This window comes from Hahella sp. HNIBRBA332 (genome assembly GCF_030719035.1).
GTDB lineage: Bacteria > Pseudomonadota > Gammaproteobacteria > Pseudomonadales > Oleiphilaceae > Hahella.
The window spans coordinates 5,473,484-5,496,587 of record NZ_CP132203.1; the positions used below are offsets into that span (position 1 = coordinate 5,473,484).

The following is a 23,104-nucleotide window of genomic DNA, read 5'->3' on the forward strand; positions in this document are numbered from 1 at the left end:
TGCAACCCATTGAATATTAGTAAAATTTAACAAAAGCTTTATATTTATACTTTATTTAATCCAGGTCATTTTCTGGTACAGTAACCGCCTTTTGCAGTACCCATCCCGAGTTACGTTCCGAAACCAGGGATTAATTTATACATTCACAGCGAGGTGAAAACGTGAAAGCAAAATGGTTATTGGCGGGCTTGTGTTGCATCAGCAGCTCTGTATTTGCGAACTGGCAGCTGAACAACGAAGAGTCTAAGTTAAGCTTTATTTCCATCAAGGCCACCGACGTAGCGGAAGTGCACCACTTCGGTCAATTGAGCGGCAGCATCAGCGACGCAGGCGAAGCCGTATTGGAAATCGACCTGAACAGCGTGGCCACCAACATCGATATCCGTAATGAGCGGATGAAGAAAGAGCTTTTCCAGACCGGACAATTCCCGAAAGCGACCTACAGCGTAAAACTCGATCCAGAGCTGCTGAAAAAAGCCACTCCAGGCGCCTCCATCGTGACCAGCCTTGACGGTTCTCTGGAACTGCACGATGTGAAGAAAGAAGTGAAAGCGGAAGTCGTGATCAATCGCGTTTCCGACAAGCAGGTCGTGGTTTCCACTCTACAGCCGCTGGTTATCAACGCTGCGGATTTCGCTCTGAAAGACGGCGTCATGAAGCTCAAGGATATCGCCAAGCTGCCTTCCATCAGCATTTCCGTTCCCGTCACCTTCAATTTGACGTTTGACGCCAAATAAGGCGGCCGCATCCCCCGCCCAGGCGGGGGATCACGCTTTCTGCGTTGATTCGGCGACGCCGTAACACGCCACTCTAATTCAGATTCTTAAAATCGATTTTGATTTTATCGTCATCAGCGCCTCCGCAGCCGTCGGAAAAGTACCAGACGTCGCCTTTGCGCCGGTTCATTTCCTCGGTCACCAGTTCAAAGCAACCGCCTCCCTGCACTTTAACGAAACGGCGCCCGGCGTTGTCCTGAAAACTCTCCACGGCGTCAGGCGGGTATTCGCCCTCCTGGTTATAGATTTTCGCGTCCGTGAGCGCCTGATCCAGACGACGGTCAAAACGTTTTGGCGCCGACTCATCGTCATCAGCCATCGCATTGTCGCGGGCGTATCCCAGTGCGCTATCCAGCAACCTTTTCTTTGGTGGTTTAACGGCGGGGGCGTCCTGCACCCTTATGGTCGTCACTGCAGGCTTCTTTTCCGGTATCGGCGTCTCGGTTTCAGTGGGCGCCGTTGGCGCGTTGGCGACGCTCCGCTTAGGTTCGGTCGGCTTCGTTTGCTGCGGTTTGGGGGCTGGCGGAGGCGCAGAAATTGGCGGCGTGGGCTCGGATTCAACTATCGGCGTATCGTTCGCAGAAGCCTCCGGCTCAGCTAAGGGCTCTACAGGGAGCTGAGAGTGATTCGAGGAGAAATCCAACTGAACGCTGATAGTGGAGATTTGCGCTCGCGGAGCGGGAGATTTCTCCATCGAAGGCATCAACAAAAATACCAAATGCGCCAGCGCGGAGCTTAACGTCGCCGCCCAAAACAGCCTGTTGCGCCGGTTTTCTGATCGATTAGGGCATGCTTCCGCATCCGCGTTGTTGAAGTTTGCAATTTCCACTTAAGCGCCGCGATCTCACCTGATATCCTTCCGCCGCGCATTTAAGCACTTTTTCGGGGCGCGACTCAATTGCGCGCAGCGCCCTTTTATTCCCGACCGAAGGATAAGTTGGAACCAACGCATTTTATGATCACGAATAATCCTAAAATCAAAGCCTTGCTGAATATCGGCCCTCCCAAAGATTTCGACTGGCCGGACTACGTGGCGCAGTACGGTTTTAACCAGGATGACATCCCCGAACTTATCCAGGTTTTGACGGATGAGACTCTTAATCTCGAAGACGAAAATAACAGCCTGTCATGGGCGTCGTTGCACGCCTGTCGCACGCTGGGGCAATTACAGGCGGAACGGGCCGTTATGCCTTTGCTGCACAGTTTCGACTTTCTCTATATCCAGGACTGGGCCCTGGCGGAAATTCACCGCACCTTCGCCATGATCGGTCCGGTGGCCATCGCGCCGCTGGCGAGAAAGCTGCAGGAACCCGCCGAGGATGAGCTGATTCCCGCTCTGGCGGTCAAGGCGCTGGCGGCTATCGCCGTCGCTCACCCGGCGCACAAAGATCAGGTGGTGGAGATTTTCTGTGCATACATGGAGTTTCCGAACCGATCCGCCAAGGTCCTCAACGGCATATTAGTGGCGCGCCTGCTGGAGCTGAACGCCGCTCAGGCCATTGACGGCATCCGCCGCTTATACGCATTCAACTGCGTGGACCTGATCTGCGGCGGCGATCTGGAGGATGCGGAAATCAGCCTGGGATTCCGCAAAGAACGCTCCACGCCCCGCCTCAGCATTGAGGAACTACTGGATCTGGAAGAATATGGCGCACAACGCCAACAGGAAGAGCCCGAACCACCACCGCTTCCCATCAATCGCAAAATCGGCCGTAACGATCCCTGTGTGTGCGGCAGCGGCCATAAATACAAAAAGTGTTGTGGGATGAGTTGAGCAACTCGCTTGCCATCCACTCGGCCTGGCTGATCAAGAAGTCAGGCCGTCATACGCTCCGCCACGCACAGCTCCATGATGCGCCACTGTACTTTCTCGATCCGCTCATAGATTTCCGCTATTTCTGTTTCTGACAAGGCTTGCAGATTAAACAGCTGCGCAGTCCTGCCCTGAGGAAATCCAAGCAGGTTATAGACACCGCTCTCATGAATTACCGTCGCAATATATCTGGATAACCGCTGGCGGTCCCAGTCTTCACAGTCCTCTTCCAACTCCAGATGCTCCGTCGCCTCCTCGCATTCATAGAGAAAATCATCCCAAAACCTGACGCCCTCCTCGCTCATCACGGGCTTCATCAACGTCAGCTTCTCCTGCAGCAGCGCTTTATTACTGGGGACGGACGCCAAATCACAGGCGTTCATAGCGTTTATTTCCGCCGTGGTTGTTAAAAAAACATCTTTGTCGTTCATCACTTTACCTCTCTGCAATACACTCAGATAAGCGCCAGCCAGAACTTAAAGGGTTATCTTAAGTGCTCCTCCGGCCATTGTGACTCTAAACCAACCTCAAGCACTTTGCTCGGCGCGCAAGTGTTAAACGCCAGCACAACATACAAGCTTGCGCCGCATGATGCACAAGTGCTGTAACAACATTCGAGATTCTGATGGTCATCCCCTGTGGTGGTGCGTTCGGCATTCCATTCACTAAATCTGGGGTCAGAGGCGGGCCACCATGCCATGCTTTGCCCAACTTGATAGGTCCGATCGCAAAAGCGCCCTGACTCGTCCCCATCAAAGTCGGAGCACATGCGGGTTTGAGCAAGAATGTTCGTTACCTGCTGGCAAGCGGGACAGCGCTCTTGCAGCTCTATCCAGTTAAAAGCACCCATAGACACCCAAGTTAATTGATCACTATTAAATTTATTTAACGCTTATTTTTCATAAACTTATGAACTTCCCCTGAAAACCCAAGTCGAAGTTTTGCGCGCGGAGTGACGCCTCCAGGCTGACTCCACGCGCATCGTCTTTTTTTGAGTAGTAGAGGTAGTCATGATTATCAGAAGGATAGCGGAGTTTGACCAGACGGTGGCCATGTTGGGACTGACGGGACGATCTCAAGCCGCTTCAGAGGGCGCTTGCCATAACTTCACCATCAACTGGCTGAGCCTGATGTTTCACGACAACGGCGACATCAGGCGCGCCAAACAGCGAATGGCGAAGTTAGGAGTGCGTTCCGGCGCCGGTAACCCGGTACTGCAGAAGGCCTTTGGGGATCGCTGGGAAGAAGGCGGCAATGCCTACAAGATGGCGGACAAACTGATGATACAGATACGCGGCCTAAAAGAAGTCGCGCTCCTCAAAGACTACTCTCACTTCAGCCAGCGCTGGCTGGAAAGCGAGTTGCTGACGCCGCAATACGCCGGTTACATCTATTCTTTCTGGTTTCCGATGAAAGTGGTCGGCGCCGACGGCGCGCATACAATCGGCTTCTTCCGCTCCGTATCAGGCCGTCAGGGACAGCTCGTTCCCAATAACGCCACCATCGTCGTGTTCGATCCCAATTATGGCGAGTTTCACGTGCCGGAAGCAGAGTTCCATAAATGGTTCCGTAAATTCAGAACCTACTACGGCGGAACCGTCACCTCGCATATGGTGAAGTGCGTGGCGCCCATTTGATTTACTCGTCAACGATCGGATCGTCGTCTTCCCGGCGGCGTCCATCCGACCTCTTACCAGCCCAACGTCCGACGACGAGCCGGGTTCCTCCCTGCACCAGCTTCCCTCCCCATTTCAGCGAACCGTATACGACGCCGGCGACGCCCTTGTGGGTTTCATCCACCACTCTCGCCACCGGCCTCACCAACGGAATCCTGGTCAGCACCTCCTGAGGGTCGCGGGCGATGGCCCGATGCATGGACTCCACCGCGCCCACCGTTTGCAGATAGCCATCCGCCAACAGATCCACCATTCCCGCCGCCAACCGTCCATCTCGCCATACCGCCGTCTCAGTAGAGGCAACCGGCGTCAGTGAAATGGTTTGACGCAACGGCTGCGCACTTCCCAGGGACGCGTCCTCTTCACACCATTGCCGAATCTGGCGATACACACGATTACAGTGCGCCAAGGGAATATGCGGCACGCCCTCGAAATGAGCGAAGCGGCTGTCCGCCGGCGCTGCGCGGGGATGAGCGCTGGTCTGGGTGACCAGACTGTCGCCGACCAGTTTGTTGATGAGGCTGTCGTTTTTGGAAGACAGCGATCCACTAATAAAGCAGTGCCTGGCGCCAGGATAAAAGCCGCGACCCGGGGTCACCGACGGCGCCGGGTCCAGCCCCTCGCGCAGGTCGCGGATGCCCTCGCTGCGGCCGTCGATCCAATCCGCCCACTGACTGATGTAATCCCGGGGAAACTCGCGCACCAATGCGCTGAAGCGATGGCCCATTTGTTCAAATGGAGATCCTTCGTGGGGGCTGCCGATGTAGAAACAACGTTTGAGTTTCGGCAACCAGGGAGCGTCGGACAGGTCCGCCGATTTCTGCGCGCTGCGCATCACCAGTCCGCCCATGCTGAAACCAATCAGGATGATTTCGTCAATTTCCATAGGATAAGCGGCGAGTAAACCCGTCATTAACTGGCAAAAGCGCAGTCCGTTCTCCCGCACCGGCAGTCCACTGTTGTAACGCAGAAACAGTGGGGTGTACCCGAAGTCCCGTTGCAGTCTAAGGCCGTAATTATCCGGTTTGGGCTCCATAACTGCATCGGTTTGCCTGGGTTTGATGTCCCAAACGCTTTCCAGGTTGGTGAGTCCGTGCAGCAAGACGACGACTTTATTGGAAAGCACCAGCCCGGAACGCAGCGCCAGCGTCTCATCCAACGGCAACGGCCGTCGCTGATGATAAAAGGCCATCTCAATCGCTAACGGATTGCCCCGTCGCGCCAGATAATCACCGAAGACGCCGTTCAGGGCCGCCTGCCCAAGGCCGCCCCAACGTCGCCAATTCAGGGGTTTTGTCTCGCTGTCCGCCATCGCTCTCTCCCGCCCTTCGGCATTGCGACCGCACATGTCGGTCAAAGTCGCTCGTCCCTCACTGTCGCCGCCTTTGGCGACCAATGCGCGAAATAATCGCGCACCGCCGCCGCATCTCCGCGAAAACAAATACGCTCCGCACGCTTGTTCAGTTGATAGGCGTACATAGGATCATAGTAGTCTTCCAGTAAACGTCTGATCCAATCCCGGTGCGAGGCGGGGTCTCCCCGCCGATGCCGCGCCAGCGCCGCCTCCAGCATCTCGCTCAGTTGTTGATAGCGCAGCCCGCCCAGACGCGTGCGGATGTTGAATATCGATTGGCGCAGGTCGTCGGCAAAGCGCTCAAAACCTTCTTCCTCGCCCTGGCTGCGTCGCCACTCGTCTAATTTATGCAGAATATAGTTACGAAAACTGTGTTCCACTCGTTGTTCCAGCGCGACCTCAACCACCACCAGCGGCGCCTGCGCCATGGCCTGCCGCAGGCACTGCGGCAATGCGCAGCGTCCAATCAGATGACTTTCATCCTCCAGCAAGAGCGGCGCGCCTGCGAATCCATGGCGCTGGCGCAACAACGCCACCGCCAGAGCGTTCTCAAAGTCGATTTGCGAGGGCTGAGCGTCAGCGCGCCGGCCAAAGGCGCTGCCGCGATGATGGGCCAGCTCCTCCAGATCCACCGCCCCCGGAATATGTGACAGCAAGTCGGTCTTTCCGCCGCCAGTATGCCCCGCCAGCAGAACAAAACGGGCTTCCTGGCAAATCCTTTCCATGGACTCTATCAGGAAGCGCCGCATGGCCTTATATCCACCCAGAATACGCGGGTACGCCACACCGCTTTCCGCCAGCCACTGCTGACAAATGCTGGAGCGCAGGCCACCGCGAAAGCAGTACAAATATCCGTGCGGATGCCGCTGCGCGAACTCCCGCCAGCCTTGCACCCGCGCGTCTTTCACCTCGCCATGCACCAATCGATGCCCCAGCTCTATCGCCGCCTGTTGACCGTGGCGCTTATAACAACTCCCTACCTGCGCCCGTTCGTCATCCGTCATCAGCGGCAGATTAACGGCGTCGGGAAACGCGCCTTTGTGAAACTCCACAGGTGCGCGCGTATCCAGCAACGGCGCGCCGGACAAGAACACATTGAGGTAATCGTCCGTATCCTGTCTGTCCTCTGATCCGCTCATTCACGCCACCTCTATGCGCGGCCCATCGCGATAGGTCTGCAAGGTTCCTATCAACGCAGGCGCTATGCTGGCGTCCTCCAGCACCCGCTCCAAGGCCTGCCGGCCCTCAGGGGAGACAGCGATAAGCAGTCCTCCGCTGGTCTGGGGATCGCAAAGCAGCAGACGCTGTTCCTCCGTCATTGCCCCCAGACGCGCACCATAACTATCGAAATTACGCCGCGCGCCACCGGGAACGCAGCCTTGCTGGATATAATCCAACACCGGCGCCAGGCGGGGAATAGCTTCGTAACTCAATTGCGCCTTCAATCCGGAGCCTTCGCACATCTCCAGCAGATGTCCCATCAGTCCGAACCCCGTCACGTCGGTCATCGCGCAGACTTCCGCCAAACGCGCCGCCTCCGCGCCAACCCGGTTCAACGCGCACATTTGCTCCAAAGCCAAGTGGGCGTGTTGCGGCTGTAATTTCTTTTGCTTCTGCGCGGTGGTCAGTACGCCGACGCCCAGTGGCTTGGTGAGATAGAGCAGGCTGCCGGCGACAGCGGCGTCGTTGCGCTTGAGATTTGCATGGGTGGTGGAGCCGGTCACCGCCAGCCCGAAAATCGGCTCCGGCGCATCAATGCTGTGTCCGCCCGCCAGCATGATTCCCGCTTCATGACAGGTGTGGCGACCGCCTTCCACCACGCGCTGGGCGATCTCCGCCGGCAGAGTATTGACCGGCCAACCGAGGATGGCCACCGCCATCAAAGGTTCGCCGCCCATGGCGTAAATATCGCTGATGGCGTTGGCGGCGGCGATGCGTCCAAAGTCGAACGGGTCGTCGACGATGGGCATGAAAAAATCCGTGGTGCTGAGAATGATGCGACCGTCGCCCAGATCATAGGCGGCGGCGTCGTCTTTCGACGCGTTGCCCACCAGCAGCCGGGGATCGTTGATGGGCGGCAATTGGGAAAGAAGAATGCGGTCGAGAATTGCAGGAGAAATCTTACAGCCGCAGCCAGCGCCGTGACTAAATTCCGTGAGCTTGATCGATGCGTCTTGCATACGCCCCTCCGTTGACGATGGAAGGACGTATGATAGGTCTTCGCAGGCGCCTTGTCACAGCGCTGAACGCTGCTATGCCGACTGCGTCGCGACTTCCCTGGAGACCGCACGGGAAAGCAGGAGCACTCCACACCACAAGGGCGTAATGACCAGGGCGGTGGAGAAGATATCAGCAACGCTGTGATACTCCTGATACAGCATCAGCAATGCGTATCCCAGCAACCCGATCAACGCAGGTATTCGCAAACGCGGCGCAGCGGCGATCAGGCTGAGGGTGATGACCATCGCCACGGCGGAGTGCGTACTGTAATCCATGCCCAGCGCCGGCCATATATCCAGGGAGTGATCAAGCCACTGCACCGTGTAGGCGATAGCCAGGCCGCCAAATAACGTCTGCGACAATCGGCCTGCCGCCGCCCAGCGACGACGCCACAGGGTGTAAGCCAACAGCATCAGCGTCACCAGACCAAGCAACGGGTTATAACTGTCGGCGATAGCGTCGAGAATTTCATACACGAGAAGATCACTCCTTGAAGACGGAAGAGCAAAGGGCCTGACATGTTCAGGTCCTGTCGTTGCAGACAGATAGAAGGAAGCTATTTGTCTGCCTGATGAATAAGGTATCACAGCTGCGTATCGGGAGAGTATGCTCTGATGTCAGCGCAGGCGTATTTGCGTCAAATTTTTCCTGGTTAGTCAAAAGTCTGTATTGATCAAACAGTTACAACAAGCGATGCTGATCACAGTCGATCGCCGTCGCCGTTCTTTCCAGAGGCGGCGCCTATTCCAGTTCAAGGAGCAGAACAATGGATTACGGATATTTTGCAGCACTGGCGGCACTACTGGCGCTGACAGGCTGCGACTCCGCCGCAAGCGAGCACTGGCAAGGATATATCGAAGGCGATTCGATATTCATCGCAGCCCCCTCCGCTGGCACACTCACAGAGGTTGCGGTGGAGGAAGGCGACCAAGTCAGCGCCGACACCCACCTGTTCAGCATTGACGATGAGCCCCAGCGCGCCGCGGAACAACAAGCCGAGGCGCAATTGCTGCGCGCCCGCGCCGAGCTGGCGGACTTGGAGAAGGGCAAACGACCGCAGGAGCTGGCGGTGATCGAAGCCCAATACGAACAAGCCCAGGCCGCCGCCGAACTCTCTTCCAAACAGCTACTGCGCGCTCGCGATCTATACGCCAACAGTCTCGCCAGCCGTTCCAGCCTGGACGAAGCGGAGACGGCGCACACACGTAATCTTCGCCAGATCCAGGAAATTGAAGCGCAACTGAGTTCCGCCCGACTCGCCGCACGTTCCGACCAGTTGGACGCGGCCAAGGCGCTGGTGGCGGCGGCGCAAGCTACCTTGCGAGAAGCGCGCTGGAGCCTGCGACAGAAACAACAGTCGGCGCCGACGCAGGCGCTGGTGCGACAGGTGCTATATCGACCAGGTGAATTTGTGCCCGCCGGACAGCCGGTGGTGGAGCTATTGCCGCCGGAGCGCATCAATGTGCGCTTTTTCGTGCCGGAGACTGCGTTGCACGCGATTAAAACCGGGGATCAGGTCAGCGTCCACTGCGACGGCTGCGGCGCACCGTTTATGGCCACCGTGCGCTATATCAGCCCCAACGCGGAATTCACGCCCCCCTATATCTACAGCAAAGACAGCCGGGACAAGTTTGTGTATCTGGTGAAGGCCTGGCCCGCTGCTGACAGATCGCCGCAACTGCATCCAGGGCAACCCGTGGATGTTGCGCCGCCCGGGTTGGACGCCCATGAATAACCGCGAAGAGATCATCAAGGTCAAGGACATGTCGAAGTCCTTCGGCGACAAGGTGGCGGTGGATAAAGTCAGCCTCAGCGTATACAAGGGCGATATTTTCGGCTTTCTGGGCCCCAACGGCAGCGGCAAGACCACTACCATTCGCCTGCTGTGCGGGCTGCTCACGCCGGATGAAGGAGAAGGGCGCTGTCTGGGCTACGACATCATCAAGGAAGCCCGCCATATCAAGCGCCAGGTCGGCTACATGACCCAACGCTTCAGCTTTTATGAAGACCTCAGCGTGCGGGAGAATCTGGAGTTCGTCGCCCGCATGTACTATCTGCCAGAGCGCCGGAAAGCGGTGGACGAAGCGCTGGATAACCTGGGGATGAAAAGCCGCCAGACGCAACTGGCGGGGGAGTTGTCCGGCGGCTGGAAACAACGCTTGGCGCTGACCGCATGCATGCTGCACAAGCCCAAGCTGTTGCTGCTGGACGAGCCCACGTCAGGGGTTGACCCGGAAGCGCGACGGGATTTCTGGGAGGAGATCCATCGCCTGGCGGATGAAGGGGTCACCGTGCTGGTGTCCACGCACTACATGGACGAAGCCGAGCGCTGCAATCGTCTCGCCTATATCGCTTACGGCCACTTGGTGGGCGAAGGGTCGCCCCGTTCTCTGATCGCCGACTCCGGGCTGGCCACCTGGCGCATAGAAAGCGCTGACATTCATCAGGTGGCGGAAAAGCTCAGGCGCATCGACGCGGTGAAGCAGGTGGCGCCGTTTGGAACCCGTTTGTTTGTGTCCGGCACGGACGCCCAGCAATTGGAGAAGGATCTGAGCGCGTTCGCGGAGCAGGAAGGCGTCAATCCTGAGCGCACCCAGCCGCGGCTGGAAGACGTGTTTATTCAGCTGATGCGCAGCTCGGAGGAAAAAAGATGGTGACGCTCTTTTCTCCCATCCGTTTGTGGGCGGTGGTCGCCAAGGAGTTCATTCAGTTGCGCCGCGACCGGCTGACTTTCGCCATGATCATTGGCATTCCCCTGATTCAGCTGGCGCTGTTCGGCTTCGCCATCAACTCGGACCCCAAGGAATTGCCCATGGCGGTGCGCAGTGCGGAAAGCAGCGCCTATACCCGCAGCATCATCCAGGCCATCGTCAACACCCGTTACTTCAATGTCACCGAGATTACCGACTCTGAGCAAACCGCCAACGAGATACTGGCCCGCGGCGCCGCCCAGTTCGTTATCAACATTCCCGCCGACTTTACCCGTCGCCTGTTGCGCGGAGAACGCCCAAGCCTGCTGCTGGAAGCGGACGCCACCGACCCCGCCGCCACTTCCAACGCCCTGGCGGCGATCAAACAGATTCCCAACACTGCGCTGGCTCACGACCTCAATGGCCCGCTGGCCTCCTTACAGGGCAAAGGCGCGCCGTTTTCCATTGATATCCATCGCCGCTACAATCCCGAGGGCATCACCCAGTACAACATCGTGCCCGGCCTGATGGGCGTGATTCTGACCATGACGATGATCATGATGACCTCCCTGGCCATCACCCGCGAACACGAACGCGGCACCATGGAAAATCTGCTGGCCATGCCGGTGCAGCCGCTGGAGGTCATGGTCGGTAAAATAACGCCTTATATTCTGATCGGTTACATTCAGGTGCTCGTTATTCTCGCCGCGGCTCTGTGGGTATTTCATGTGCCGATGCTGGGATCGGCCTTGCTGCTGATGCTCGGCGTGTTGCTGTTTATCCTCGCCAACCTCACCGTCGGCATCACTATCTCCAGCATTGCGCGTAATCAGGCCCAGGCCATGCAGATGTCGTTCTTCTTTTTCATGCCGTCCATTCTGCTGTCCGGTTTTATGTTTCCGTTTCGCGGCATGCCGCAATGGGCCCAAATCATTGGCGAAGCGCTGCCGCTGACGCATTTCCTGCGATTTATCCGTGGCTTATTGTTGAAAGGCAATGAATGGACGGTCGCCTGGGAGCACTTATGGCCACTGCTGGCCTTCACCGCAGTGATGATGGCGGTTGGATTACGCCAGTACCGGCGCACTCTGGATTAGCGATGGCGGATGCTTTCACATACACCCTACCCGGAATTGCATTTTCGTCAGGGTGGATTATGATCGTCGGGCTCGCACCAGACCTTCAGCCCAACCAGCGCGTGGAATTCACATGTCCGAAGTAGTTTTAACCAACCTCAATCTGTTCATTGTCTTGTTCGTAATCTTTTTCGCCAGCGCGAGTTTCATGTTCATGCAGATCTTTTTTCATGACGCCAAAATGGGGCTGGTGTTCCTCGCGGGACTGGTGGTCGCCGGCACCGCTTCCGTCATGTTCAAGCCGTTGGCGATTCCCGCTCTGTCTCTGGCCCTGGTCGCCTTCGCTGCGCTGATTCTTATCAACCTGTACAAGCACTATAAAAAGCCGCAGTTTTACGCTCCCGCGCTGGGCATGGTGATCAGCCTGGCGGTTGGCGGCGGTGTGATTTTGGCTTTGCAGCAATAAGCCAGCAGAGTTGATCCGTCAGCGCACTAAGCCAAAGCGTAAAACGATTGTCGAGGTAATTTTTAACGCAGCCGCTGCGACATATTCCCACGCACGATCTCCCTTTCAAGTCTAAGCTTGCTGTGTTCCGGCGCCATGCGCCGGAGCCCGCCCGGCGGCCGGCCACGCCGCCTTATAAAAACGGAGACAGCAAATATGGAACGAGTCAGCGGCCCCCACAGCCATTTACTTCAGTGGCTACGCCCATCTCAAAAACTGACGACTTTGTTGCAAGCCAGCGCTTTCACACTCGCGACCGGTTTTGTGGGCGCGGCCTGGGCGGCTTCGCCGTGGACGGCGGTCGGCTCCACCGGAGTCGTCGATGAGGCGGATGCGACAGAGGTTAACTTCTCCAGCGGCGTCGCCCAGATCAGTGGCGCAGCGCCGGCATCCAGCAGCGTTACTCTACGGTATAACGTCACCGCCATCGCCGACCTCGATAACGGCGGCGTCAACAAACGCCTGAGCGCCCGTTTCCGCGATAATGGAAGCGACGCCAGAGTCGTGCTGTCGCTACGCCAGTACAACTACAACACCGGCGTCACCACCACACTGTTGACGCTGGACAGCAACACCCGCCCCGCCAACGCGGCCTACCAGACCCATAGCGTCAGCGACGGCTGCTGGACCACCAGCTTCGACTTCACGCAAAACGCTTATTACATCGAAGCCGTCCTCACCCGCGCCAGCACCACCGGCAGCCCCGGCCTGGCGATTCTAAGAGTGGAGGATGTGGATATTTGTTGAGGTACAGGGAAAATTACGGGACTAAAAGCGATGAGTCTCGCCAAGGAGGGCGGGATTCAATATGACAAGAGTAAAGGATCTTATGTTTACTATTTCCCAACTTTCCCTTCAAATATCAGCGGTGGTGAAAACAAGCGCCACCGGACTGACAATACACCTACTCCAGAGCAAAATTCAGAACATACAGATATTTCTGACTTTCAAATACGATCACAGAATAGAAGATAAATATCAATGACTTAACCACATATTCAACATTCTCATTTTTAAAATATTCGCCTTTTAACAACAACATCACAGTTACCGCCATTAGGGCATACACAAACATATCATGGCTAAGCGCGTACCCCACTATGGCAGTGATTAAGCTATATTGGCCCGCTACCCTATCAAGCTGATCAGGGGAGTACGCAGTTTCAAACCCGGGCTTTACGCCTGAGATAAAAAATGGAACAAATACACATAAAAAGTACAGAAGAACCCAGGCTATCCCTAACATGCCCGATAGCTTCTTATAATCTACATAAAATACCTTGTTCAAAATAAAAACTATCGAGAAGCTAATCAGTCCAACTATTGCAAAGCTTATTAAGAAGCAAGATACATCAGAGACAGTCACTGCAACTCCTTCCATATACCCATCAACCACATTGATTTTGAAGGCGAAGTATACCCTTTAAAGCATCGTCAAAAAGCAATCTTGCGCTATACAGATAACTCTCAGGACTGAGAGTATTGAGGCTACACCTCTATCTGTGTTCCCAGCACTCGCAGGACTTCATAGGTGGTGGTGAGGCCTTTGTGGACGCGGGATTTGGCGTCGGCGACGAGGGTGACCAGGCCATTGGCGACGGCGATGTCGTAGAGTTCTTTACTGGATGCGCCGCCGGCGATGTGGTGGCGCAGTTCATCTGTGATGGTGAGGACTTCATATAATCCGATACGGCCCTTATAGCCGTGATTGCACTTTTGGCAGCCGCGACCATGGTAGGTTTTCAGGTGCGGATCGTCGAAGAGCGGGCCGAGCAGGTATATCTCCTCTTCATTGGGCGTGACTTCTTCACGGCAGTGGTCACAGATGCGCCGCACCAATCGCTGCGCGATGATGCATTCCAACGCCTGAGCCGCGACAAAAGGTTTGATGCCCAGGTCCAACAGACGGGCGACGGTGCCGATGGAAGAATTGGTGTGCAGGGTGGAGAACACCAGATGCCCGGTCAGCGCCGCATGCAACGCGACTTCGGCGGTCTCGAAGTCGCGGATCTCTCCCAGCAGGATGATGTCCGGGTCCTGCCGCAGAATGGCGCGCAGTATGGAGGCAAAGCTCAAGCCGATTTTCTCCCGCACCGACACTTGTCCGGCCATATCCAGATAAAACTCCACCGGGTCTTCAATCGTGACGTAATTCTTCTCCGTGGTCGCGTTGTGTTGCAACAGCGCATATAGCGTCGTGCTTTTACCGCTGCCGGTGGGCCCCGTGGCGAGGATCATGCCCTGGGGTTTATTGATGGCGGCTTCCATGCGTTTGGCGTTGAGTTCCGACAGTCCCAAATGGGTCAGGTTTTTCACGGAGGAATTACGCTCCAGCACCCGCATCACCACTTTTTCCCCGTTCAATGTGGGCAGAGTGGAAATGCGCAAATCCACCACCCGCATCGGCGTTTTCACCGTAATGCGCCCGTCCTGGGGACGACGGCGTTCAGTGATATCCAGCTCAGACATCACCTTGATGCGCGAGACCAGGGACATATGCATGTTGTGCGGAATACGAATCTTATCCTCCAACACGCCGTCTATGCGATATCGAACGATGACCTGATTAGTGCGGGGATGGATATGGATATCGCTGGCGCCCAGACGCAACGCCTCAATGATGATCGCATTGACCAGGCGCACCGCGGGCGGCTGTTCCGTCTGGCTGAGCAGGTCTTCCAGAGAGTCGTCGTCGTCATCTTCGATCACCACTTCGATGCCTTCGAAGGGGTCGACCCCCATCACCACGCTTTCCAACTCTTTGATGGACGTTTCCTCTTCCTCGAACAACCCGGCGAGTTTCATCTCCATGGCGCTGACCGTAGCGACCACCGGATCGATCTGCATGCCCGTGGTGAAACCCAGCTCATCTATCAATTCCACGTTAAGCGGGTCCGCCATGGCCAATAACAAGCGCTTGCCGCTGATCCTGAGAGGAATAATGAGCTGCTTCTGACACAGAGACTTGGGAATCAACGACAGTGTCGCCGGCTCCACCTGGAATTCCGCCAGCGACACCTCCTCAAAGAACATTTCCTTCTTCAGGAGCTGCACCAGCTTGCGTTCCTCAATCCATTGTTTTTCCAGCAACAGCTTGATTACCGTCTCCTTGCGGCTTTGCTGCAGCTTGAAAACCTCCTGCACCTGCTGTTTGTTCAGCAGATTATGCTTGTGCAGCATGATCGCCAGCTGGCTGCGGTTTTGTTGCGCCAGCTTGCTGAACGCCTGCAGGTCTTTTTGCTGTTTGGCGTTGGTCTTCTCAAGCTCCTTGTTCTTTTGAATGAGGTCATACTGTTCCAGCGCCAGGGCGACGGTGATGCGTAAATCGTCGTCATTCCAGGGCTTGAGAATAAAGCGATACACCGCGCCCTCGTTGATGGCGGCCATCACCGCCGTGGTGTCCGCCTGTCCGGTGAGCATAATGCGGATGGTATCGGGAGACTCTTCCTTCACTTTGCGCAACAGATCCGCGCCGGTCATCCCCGGCATCATGTAGTCTGATATCAATAAATGAATACGGCGCTGATTGATGATTTCCAGGGCTTCCATCGCATTCTTGGCGGTGAGAATGTTGTAGCTCTCCTTACGAAAAACCCGACTCAACGCACTCAAAACGGCAGGCTCGTCATCCACCAGCAAGACGCTGTAGGACACTTTCGGTTTACCTTTGTCCTCGTCCTGATCGGAAGCTGAGTTATTGACGAACAGAGAAGCGAATTTCGACATAAATGAATTATCCGGGGGTCTCCTCCGTCACCGGCAGCTCAATACAAAAGCGGCTGCCCTTGCCTGGTTCGCTGGCGACCTGAATCTCGCCGCCATGGGCGCGGATGATATCCCGGCATAGAGTCATGCCCAGTCCGGTGCCGGAACCTACCGGTTTGGTGGTGAAAAACGGTTCGAAAATGCGCTTCAGGGTCTCCGCGTCCATGCCGCAACCAGTGTCTTCAATCACGATCCGCACCCCGCTTGCGCCGGGGCCGCATTGCACCAGCACCTCACCGCGTTCGCCAATGGCCTGCACCGCATTCAGCATGATGGCGTACACCGCCTGGCAAAACGCCGAATAATCCACCCAAACCGGCGGCGTCGGCTCATATTCCTTACGCAAACGAATATGCCCCCCCATCAGCGGTTTGGCGAGGTTGCAGACGCTCTCCATCAGCTCCTCCATGGCCACTTTCTGCCTGGAGCCGCCATCCGTGCCGGCGAAGCCTTTCAGGTCCTTGACGATCTTGGCGACCCGCGCCACGCCGTCCAGCGTGTCGCCCATCAGGATATGCAGGTCCTTAATGACAAAGTCCAATTCATAGCGACTGAAAATCGCCTTCACATCGTGGCCGCGCGACATTTCCGTCAGCGCGTCGCTGATATCCTGCAGATAGCCTTTACCTGAGTTCAGGTTAGACTGGATAAAGCCCAGGGGATTATTGATCTCATGCGCGACGCCGGCGCCAAGCTGCCCCAATGCGCTCAGTTTCTCCGCTTCGTAAACCTGCTTGCGGCGCAGCTCGATCTGCGCCACCTGCTCCTCCACCCTGCGTTCAAGCTGCGCCGCCAATTCCCGATACCTGGCCTCCGATTCCTGCAGCGCCTGATGCTTAAGCTGTAGTTCTTCGTAATCCTGTTCCACGACATGATGATGCAGGGAAGCCGCCAGCCGATAGCGGGCGGCCTGATGCAGGATGGCTTCCACCAATTTGCAGGCGGCTTCGGCTTTTTCTTTGGGAGCGGATGCGACTAAGTAGGCGACCGTGCGAATCTGATAGCGGATAGGCCAAGCGTCAGCGTCCGGCTTATCCTGCACCGGGACGATACTGGCGGACGTCTCCAACAGCGGCGGCAATCGACTTTGCAGCGACTCGATGTCTTTCGGCGTCAATAGATCGGCAAGCGTGAATTCCGGATCAATGTCATTCACGACGATGGAGCCCCCCTGCTTCCGTTATTTCCCCAACAAGCCGGCGACAAACGCCTCCCGGCTCAAATGATGCGCGGAGCCCAGCTTGTATTCTTCATCCAGCTCTGGATATACCCGCTGCAGCAACAGCTCCAGCGTTTCCAACACGCCCTGATTCTGCAAGGCGCTGGCGAACACCACCGGCCACCAGGGGCTGGGCTCCCAGCGCTCGCGAATTTCTTGCTCGCTCAGGATATTTTTCAAATCACGCTTATTAAACTGCACCACCAGCGGCAGGCGCTCGAAGTCGATGCCTACGCGGCCGGCATTGGCGGCGAGATTCTCAAACGCCTCAAGGTTGGTATGGCTTTGGTTATGCTGGGAATCGGCGATAAAGGCGACGCCATCAGCGCGGGATAAAACGGCTTTGCGGGTGCTGTCATGTTGCACCTGTCCCGGGACGGTGTAGAGCTTGAGTTGAATCAACAGGCCGCTGGGGGCTTCAAAACCCAGCGGAAACAGATCAAAAAACAGAGTACGGTCTTTCTGCGTCTCCAGCACCATCATCTCGCCTTTCAATTCCGGCGAGGACAACTCATGCAGCGCGCCGAGGTTCGTGGTTTTCCCACTCAGCGCCGGGCCATAGTAGACCAGCTTCAAAGTCAGTCGATTCGTCTGTTCATCCAGCTCCGCCATAATGCTCCTTCCCGGCAAGACTTCTCCGGCTGGGATATACCCTATCCCCTCAGTATAGAAGACTTCCTCAGAGGCGCCGCATTTAATAGCTGAAGCCAAACAGACGCGTCAGTCCGTCTCCATCAGGTACAGACGCATACCGCGAGCCTGATAGTTCGCAAGCGCGCCAGGGTGATCCAACGTACAGGTGTGCACCCACACCCGCTCCGCTCCCCAGTTCCACGCTTCGCGAATGCATTGCGTAAGCAGATAGCCGCCAAGCCCTTGACCAATGAACTTGGGGGCCAGTCCGAAGTAGGAAATTTCCACCTGCCGTTCAGGCTGTTTCTGCAGTTCAAAGTAACCCGCCGGCGAGCCTTTGACATACGCCACCCAGGTGCGCAGGTTCTCGTTCTCCGCATAGTCCCGCCACTGCTCGTCGCTCCAGGATAACTTATCCGTCCATCCCCAGGCGCCGCCCACCAGCGTGTAGAGAAAGCGGCTGTACTCGAACTGCCGGATTGCGCATTCCATGATCTGCAACTCTCCCACCGGGCTTTTCGCCCGTAGATCGGAAGGAGAGGTCATTTCCAAATAGTAAGTGGAGACTGTCTGCATTGTTCCCTTTCCTGAAGTCATCTTCCTGCCTGAAAAAGGAGACGAATCCCAAGACGTCGCTGCGTCTTCAGGTCGTTCGGATTCGTCTCCGAAATCCAGCGCCGCGTAATGCGGCGCATAGACGGCGACTAGATTTTGTAGGTCAGGTTGAAGTAATGGCCAACGCCAGTGGTGTCCTGTTTCGGGCCCGCAAATCCCGGCGCACCGTCTTCAAACTGAGTCATATTGTGGTATACCTTGGCGCCGTATCCCACCGCCCATTGCTTGGAATGGTACCAGATGCCCAAGTAGGACTGGAATGAGTCAGAGGAGCGGGTCGGATCATCGTCACCCAGATCAGAGGCGAACTCATAATCTGCGTAGCCCTGGAAAGCAACAAAGTCATCGCCATTATGGTAGAAGGGTTTGAACCAGTTGATATGGGCGACATAGCCGTCCCAACTGCCTTCATTCTTGGCGCCATAGTTCTCACCCACATAACGAGCGTAGACAGCAATGCCAGTCTTGCCCAACCAGGGCAGCTCCGTATCTGTGCCGATACCCGACCACAATACCTGCAGGCCTCCAAATTCGCCTGCATCGGCCATTAATAGGTCAAAGGCGAAATACCACTCTTTAACCGGACCTACGGACAGATCCGTGCCGGTCAGGTAGTCGATGGAAAGACGGGGCTCGATATCGGCGAAGAAGTTATCGCCGCGATTTTTATCGGAATTGCCTGAGTCGCCTAAAATATCCAGAAAATCCACGTAGCCGAAAAAGTCCAGAGCGCCGGAACGGCCGCCGAACTCAATTTCGAAATAGGTGTCGTCGAACTTGTAAGGTCCGCCACGTTGATCAATCCCTCGATACAGATGCCAATTCATCCAATGATAGTCCGCGGCGTGAATATCTTCCGGAACTTCTACAGCACTCGCAGCTGAAGAAAAAAGCAGACCGGCGACCAACGCGCCGCTTGCTGCGGCCAGGGCCGACTGTTTCTTGAGAGTCATGGATACTCCTACTTCTGTGTTTGCTTTGTTTTGATTGTTTTCCTGCAAATACATCACAGCGCGGGGAAGCGAGCGCCCCCTGCGACAGGACCGGAGATAGTTCCGCCTGATCGCCCCACATACGCAGTCGTCTCCCCGCGCTGTGTGTATTTATCGACAGGGAGCTGAAGAGCAATATGCGAACCAACGACAATGATGACCGGCAAATATTGACCTTTTAGTCAACAATTTGCAATTTAAATGCACAATTTGAATGATTTACGCACAGACGAATGTCACATTCATGCCTGAAAACGGGGCGCGAAAACTAACTTGGCCCCAAATCGGCGCAGCGCGCAAAAGGCGGCGAAGGATATAGACGAAAGTCGGGGTCTGCAAGAAAGTGAAAAGAAAAAAGGGCGTCCGCGAATGCGGGCGCCCCTCTCATAGAGTGGAATTATCCGAGATTACAGACCGAAGTAACTCATTGAACGCTCAATCAGCTTAACGCGGTTTTCGTAACCATCGACGCCTTCCAGACCGAAGCCCATATAAATGGTGTCTTCATCACGGATGACGGGACCATCAACGAAGCCTGCGCCTTCGATGTTTTCCCAGTTATTGATGTTGAACGCGCCATCAGGAGCGCCAGGCTGCCATTGACCGAAGCCGTCTTCGAAATCTTCTGCGTCATTTTCCCCGACTTTCACGTCGTCGACGAAAACGCCCAGTCCCTGCGTGCCCCAGTCGGATGCGTAGGAAATGTAGATTTCAACGGTTTTGCCAGCGTAAGCGGACAGGTCAAACAACATGGTGCGGAAACCAGCGCTGCTGCCGCTCATAGCGTTCCACTGGCCAGTGGTTCCAGTCGGATTACAACTTGCGTCCATGTAGTGAGCCAATGTTGGATGCAGGTCAACCCAGCCGGAGGTGCAGCTTTCGCCGGTATTCTGACTGGTCAAACCATTGGCTTCCGGTAGAGTGGTCCAGTTATCGCTGCCCTGCTCGGCGATTTCCACGAAGACGAAATCCCAGTCTGCTTCAGTTTCATGGGCCATATTGAAGGTGATGTAGGGCGCATCCGCCGGCACTTCGATGGTTCCGCCCAGACGCTTGAAGCTCTGGTCCGCTTGCTGGCTGTACACATAGTGCGTGCCGGAAGTGGGGTTGAAGCCGCCTCCAGGGCGATCATAGGTCGCCGCCAGGGTCTGATGATAAGCGTCCACGAAGCTGCTGGTGACCAGGAAGCTGTCAGGCGTGTGCTGGTTATTGGCGCTGTCGCCGCCGTTCAGGGAGAAACGCAGACCCGCCATGATGGGATCGTCATCCTGCCCTACCACGTCCAGCGCATTGCCTTCTTTGCCCAGACCAGATGTCTCCAGATGCAGGAAAGCGCCCATGTAGTACTGGAAGAAGTCATCGTTGAACTGTGCGTAAACGGTGGAAGCTTCGGACAAGCCCTGGCCGGTGGCCATCACTTTGCCGTCCCAGTAGTTGATGTATTCACGCGCCTGCAGCTTCATCTGTTCATGCGCCTGGAAACCTTCCAGAACGGTCGACACAAAGTCGTCGCCGGTATACCAGATCACCGCGTCGTAGTGGCTCATGACTTCACGAGCCGGCGGCACCGCGCCTCTGGCGTCCACATCCCACACGTCATAGGAGTAGCCGGCGCCGTCCAGCGCGTCGGTGTAGAAAGAGAGATAATTCGGCGCGGTATTGTTCTCATACACCGGATATTCGCCAGTGTAATCCTCCGCCGCAACCACCAGCACTTTAGCGCCGCTGGCCTTTTCTACGGTGTAGCTGTAAGGACCGAACTCCTCGCCTTTGACGGTTTTGACCCAATAGGTGACGGTGCTGCCGGCGGCCTGTCCGCGAATCTTCGCCTCATAGCGGTTGAAGTAAGTTCCCTGCTCCGTGTTGTAACGGTCGCCGAACTTTCTGCGGAAGCGAGTCAGCTTGGGCGAACCGCCGTCCACTTGATACACCAGGAAGCTGCGGTCGCCAATGCGACGCTTAGCCAGGATATCTATAGACTGAGATGCGCCCCAGGAAGTGGTCAGCGGCTCATGATAGACATCCTCGGTTTCGATACCCACAGCGGAAACAGGACTATCCGGTCTTCTTGCGCTCTCTGCGAGAGTCAGCGCGAATTCCAGGTTGTCGTTAAAAACCGCCTGCAGCATCTTTTCGTCATCCGGGAATTCAAAGCCGTAAGCGTTGCCGTCTTTGTCCTGGCCGGAAGTCAGCTCCACTGTATAGGAAGGAATGCCCAACGCGCCGTAAGACCAATCGGTGAAATCACCATTGGTGGTGTACAGGTCTGCGCTCACGCCGGGATCATACCCCGCTTCGATAATGCTGTCGTAGATCGCGGGATTGTCGTCAGTGCCCGCCTGCGCCACGAAGATAGGATTGTCGAAGCTGGGCGTCTGCACCTGCCATCCAAAGGGATACAGGATCAGGTTGCTGTAGGTGTGGTATGACAACGTAAAACGGAAGTCATGGGCTTGAATGAAGCTGGTCAGCGCCACGGTTTCCGGCTCACTTTCCGCTTCCGGTCCACGATAGGTCTGATCGGACATCACCGCGCTGGAGCCCTCGTCGTCCAGGCCCCAGTGCTCGGCGAAGTTACGGTTCAGGTCAACCCCGTCCTGCAGCGTGATCTGGCCGTCGCCATCGTTATCGCGCAGGTTTTTCCGCCACAGACGTTCGTTGGTGAAGGTGTACTCATAACCGTCCGGGTTGGCCACCGGCATGATCCACAGCTCATTATGATTCAGCAGTTTGGTGATGCGCTCAATCTTGCCGTAGTTCTCGGTCAGATAATCCAGGTAACGCATGGCCATTTGCGTCGCCACCCATTCGCGGGCGTGATGCGTGGCCACGTAAAATACCTCAGGCTTTTTGCGACCGGGAGGCTGATGGCTGACGCCATAGCCCTCCTTCAGATCGCCGCCGCGATCGAACCAACGGTCCCACCAGGTTTTACGGGAAACTTTTACGACTATCAAAGGACGTCCCTGATGGGACTCGCCGATTTTATACAGCGTCACCAGAGCGGGATATTTTTCCGCCAAGGCGTACAGCCGATCCTCGATACCCAGTTCAGGTTCGTCAAAGCTGTGATAGGCGGTTTCACCGCTGGCGGAGAAAGCGGAGCGGAACTGCGAAGGCATTTGCATCGGCTCCCACTTAATCCCTGCTTTGTTCAGCTTTTCCTTATCCAGAGGAGACAACACCGCTTCCACCGTAAAGGATTCCCCTTTGACGCCCGCGGTCAGATTTTTCAGTTTATGGTAGTGGACGATGTCGAGGCCAAGCTTCTTGGCCGATTTCAATTCATCACCGCTGTTGAGGGTAATTCGCGCCATGCTAAGTTGCCCGGCCAGCGCGACCCCCGGCAGTATCGTGCAAATCAAGGCTAGCCATCTAACTAATTTCATGATGTTTTCCTTATTCATGGTTATCGTTAACGGAAAGTTAGTTCGGACTACTGCTAGACTACGGCCAAGGGGGTGAGGGGGAGCCCTAAGCACTCGATCCATGTGCCGTTACAGGCCTTTCGCGGATAGGTTTCCGGCTGGGTTAAGGTCGTTTGGCCAGTCAAATGGGGTAACCGGCGAAAACAACGCTTATAGGAAAACCTAACAGCAGGCGCTAACGGACTGCATTTACCTCTATATGTGATAGGAACTCAGCTTGATATAGCGGTTTTCCACTATATCCTTATAACTTTTTTAAATATAAGGGAAGCCGCCTAACGATGATGCTCAGACGGCGTACGCCGCGGGTTTGACCGATTGACCAGGAAAATGATTTATCCA

Annotated in this window: 21 protein-coding genes; 8 read left to right on the forward strand and 13 right to left on the reverse strand. The window is 56.0% G+C overall.

The features are described 5' to 3' along the window. The first annotated feature begins 161 nt into the window (after positions 1–161). Complete coding sequence (locus O5O45_RS24195; protein ID WP_305901882.1) at positions 162–737, forward strand: YceI family protein; 576 nt, start codon at positions 162–164, stop codon at positions 735–737. Between the two features lie 73 nt (positions 738–810). Here the strand turns inward: O5O45_RS24195 and O5O45_RS24200 are convergent, their stop codons facing one another. Then, positions 811–1,605, reverse strand: coding sequence for a hypothetical protein (locus O5O45_RS24200; protein ID WP_305901883.1), 795 nt, complete (start codon positions 1,603–1,605; stop codon positions 811–813). 126 nt (positions 1,606–1,731) lie between these two features. On the opposite strand from O5O45_RS24200, the gene O5O45_RS24205 reads away from it, so the two are divergent. Continuing rightward, positions 1,732–2,550 carry a DUF1186 domain-containing protein gene (locus O5O45_RS24205; protein ID WP_305901884.1) on the forward strand — a complete coding sequence of 273 codons (819 nt, stop codon included), beginning with the start codon at positions 1,732–1,734 and terminating at the stop codon, positions 2,548–2,550. A gap of 41 nt (positions 2,551–2,591) precedes the next feature. Here the strand turns inward: O5O45_RS24205 and O5O45_RS24210 are convergent, their stop codons facing one another. Beyond that, positions 2,592–3,020 (reverse strand): hypothetical protein, encoded by a 429-nt coding sequence (locus O5O45_RS24210; RefSeq protein WP_305901885.1) that lies wholly within the window; start codon positions 3,018–3,020, stop codon positions 2,592–2,594. A gap of 579 nt (positions 3,021–3,599) precedes the next feature. Between O5O45_RS24210 and O5O45_RS24215 the strand changes: the two genes are divergently transcribed. Beyond that, complete coding sequence (locus O5O45_RS24215; protein WP_305901886.1) at positions 3,600–4,226, forward strand: YopT-type cysteine protease domain-containing protein; 627 nt, start codon at positions 3,600–3,602, stop codon at positions 4,224–4,226. A gap of 1 nt (position 4,227) precedes the next feature. Here O5O45_RS24215 and O5O45_RS24220 read toward each other — a convergent pair whose 3' ends face one another. From O5O45_RS24220 to O5O45_RS24235, 4 genes are all read right to left on the reverse strand, one after another. Continuing rightward, positions 4,228–5,706: an esterase/lipase family protein gene (locus tag O5O45_RS24220; protein WP_305901887.1), complete on the reverse strand. Its 1,479-nt coding sequence runs from the start codon at positions 5,704–5,706 to the stop codon at positions 4,228–4,230. Next, positions 5,619–6,758 carry a tRNA 2-selenouridine(34) synthase MnmH gene (gene mnmH, locus O5O45_RS24225; RefSeq protein ID WP_305901888.1) on the reverse strand — a complete coding sequence of 380 codons (1,140 nt, stop codon included), beginning with the start codon at positions 6,756–6,758 and terminating at the stop codon, positions 5,619–5,621. The genes O5O45_RS24220 and mnmH overlap by 88 nt, the downstream gene beginning before the upstream one ends. After that, the gene (gene selD, locus O5O45_RS24230) at positions 6,759–7,799 is read right to left on the reverse strand and encodes a selenide, water dikinase SelD (RefSeq protein ID WP_305901889.1); all 1,041 of its coding nucleotides are present in this window, start codon (positions 7,797–7,799) and stop codon (positions 6,759–6,761) included. It abuts the gene before it with no gap. 72 nt (positions 7,800–7,871) lie between these two features. Then, positions 7,872–8,315: a hypothetical protein gene (locus tag O5O45_RS24235; RefSeq protein WP_305901890.1), complete on the reverse strand. Its 444-nt coding sequence runs from the start codon at positions 8,313–8,315 to the stop codon at positions 7,872–7,874. Positions 8,316–8,605: 290 nt separating this feature from the next. Here O5O45_RS24235 and O5O45_RS24240 point away from each other — a divergent pair, with 290 nt between their 5' ends. The 5 genes from O5O45_RS24240 (at position 8,606) to O5O45_RS24260 (ending at position 12,857) form a co-directional block, all read left to right on the forward strand. After that, a complete protein-coding gene (locus O5O45_RS24240) occupies positions 8,606–9,574 on the forward strand; it encodes an HlyD family secretion protein (protein ID WP_305901891.1) in 969 nt (322 codons plus the stop codon). After that, entirely contained in the window at positions 9,567–10,496 is a 930-nt protein-coding gene (locus O5O45_RS24245; RefSeq protein ID WP_305901892.1) for an ABC transporter ATP-binding protein, read from the forward strand. Before O5O45_RS24240 ends, O5O45_RS24245 begins: the two co-directional genes overlap by 8 nt. Next, the gene (locus tag O5O45_RS24250; protein ID WP_305901893.1) at positions 10,490–11,626 is read left to right on the forward strand and encodes an ABC transporter permease; all 1,137 of its coding nucleotides are present in this window, start codon (positions 10,490–10,492) and stop codon (positions 11,624–11,626) included. The genes O5O45_RS24245 and O5O45_RS24250 overlap by 7 nt, the downstream gene beginning before the upstream one ends. Positions 11,627–11,738: 112 nt before the next feature. Then, on the forward strand, positions 11,739–12,071 hold the full coding sequence (locus O5O45_RS24255; protein ID WP_305901894.1) for a hypothetical protein: 333 nt from the start codon (positions 11,739–11,741) through the stop codon (positions 12,069–12,071). A gap of 195 nt (positions 12,072–12,266) precedes the next feature. Continuing rightward, positions 12,267–12,857, forward strand: coding sequence for a hypothetical protein (locus tag O5O45_RS24260; RefSeq protein WP_305901895.1), 591 nt, complete (start codon positions 12,267–12,269; stop codon positions 12,855–12,857). A 157-nt stretch (positions 12,858–13,014) separates the two neighbouring features. Here O5O45_RS24260 and O5O45_RS24265 read toward each other — a convergent pair whose 3' ends face one another. From O5O45_RS24265 to O5O45_RS24295, 7 genes are all read right to left on the reverse strand, one after another. Then, the gene (locus tag O5O45_RS24265; RefSeq protein ID WP_305901896.1) at positions 13,015–13,491 is read right to left on the reverse strand and encodes a hypothetical protein; all 477 of its coding nucleotides are present in this window, start codon (positions 13,489–13,491) and stop codon (positions 13,015–13,017) included. Positions 13,492–13,598: 107 nt separating this feature from the next. Next, on the reverse strand, positions 13,599–15,836 hold the full coding sequence (locus O5O45_RS24270) for an ATPase, T2SS/T4P/T4SS family (protein ID WP_305901897.1): 2,238 nt from the start codon (positions 15,834–15,836) through the stop codon (positions 13,599–13,601). Positions 15,837–15,843: 7 nt separating this feature from the next. Next, positions 15,844–17,031, reverse strand: coding sequence for a sensor histidine kinase (locus O5O45_RS24275; protein ID WP_305901898.1), 1,188 nt, complete (start codon positions 17,029–17,031; stop codon positions 15,844–15,846). A gap of 24 nt (positions 17,032–17,055) precedes the next feature. Further along, positions 17,056–17,706 (reverse strand): GTP-binding protein, encoded by a 651-nt coding sequence (locus O5O45_RS24280; RefSeq protein ID WP_305901899.1) that lies wholly within the window; start codon positions 17,704–17,706, stop codon positions 17,056–17,058. Between the two features lie 108 nt (positions 17,707–17,814). Then, the gene (locus tag O5O45_RS24285; protein WP_305901900.1) at positions 17,815–18,303 is read right to left on the reverse strand and encodes a GNAT family N-acetyltransferase; all 489 of its coding nucleotides are present in this window, start codon (positions 18,301–18,303) and stop codon (positions 17,815–17,817) included. A 128-nt stretch (positions 18,304–18,431) separates the two neighbouring features. Next, entirely contained in the window at positions 18,432–19,295 is an 864-nt protein-coding gene (locus O5O45_RS24290; protein WP_305901901.1) for a nucleoside-specific channel-forming Tsx family protein, read from the reverse strand. A gap of 446 nt (positions 19,296–19,741) precedes the next feature. Continuing rightward, positions 19,742–22,723 carry a M14 family metallopeptidase gene (locus O5O45_RS24295; RefSeq protein WP_305901902.1) on the reverse strand — a complete coding sequence of 994 codons (2,982 nt, stop codon included), beginning with the start codon at positions 22,721–22,723 and terminating at the stop codon, positions 19,742–19,744. Positions 22,724–23,104: the final 381 nt, after the last annotated feature.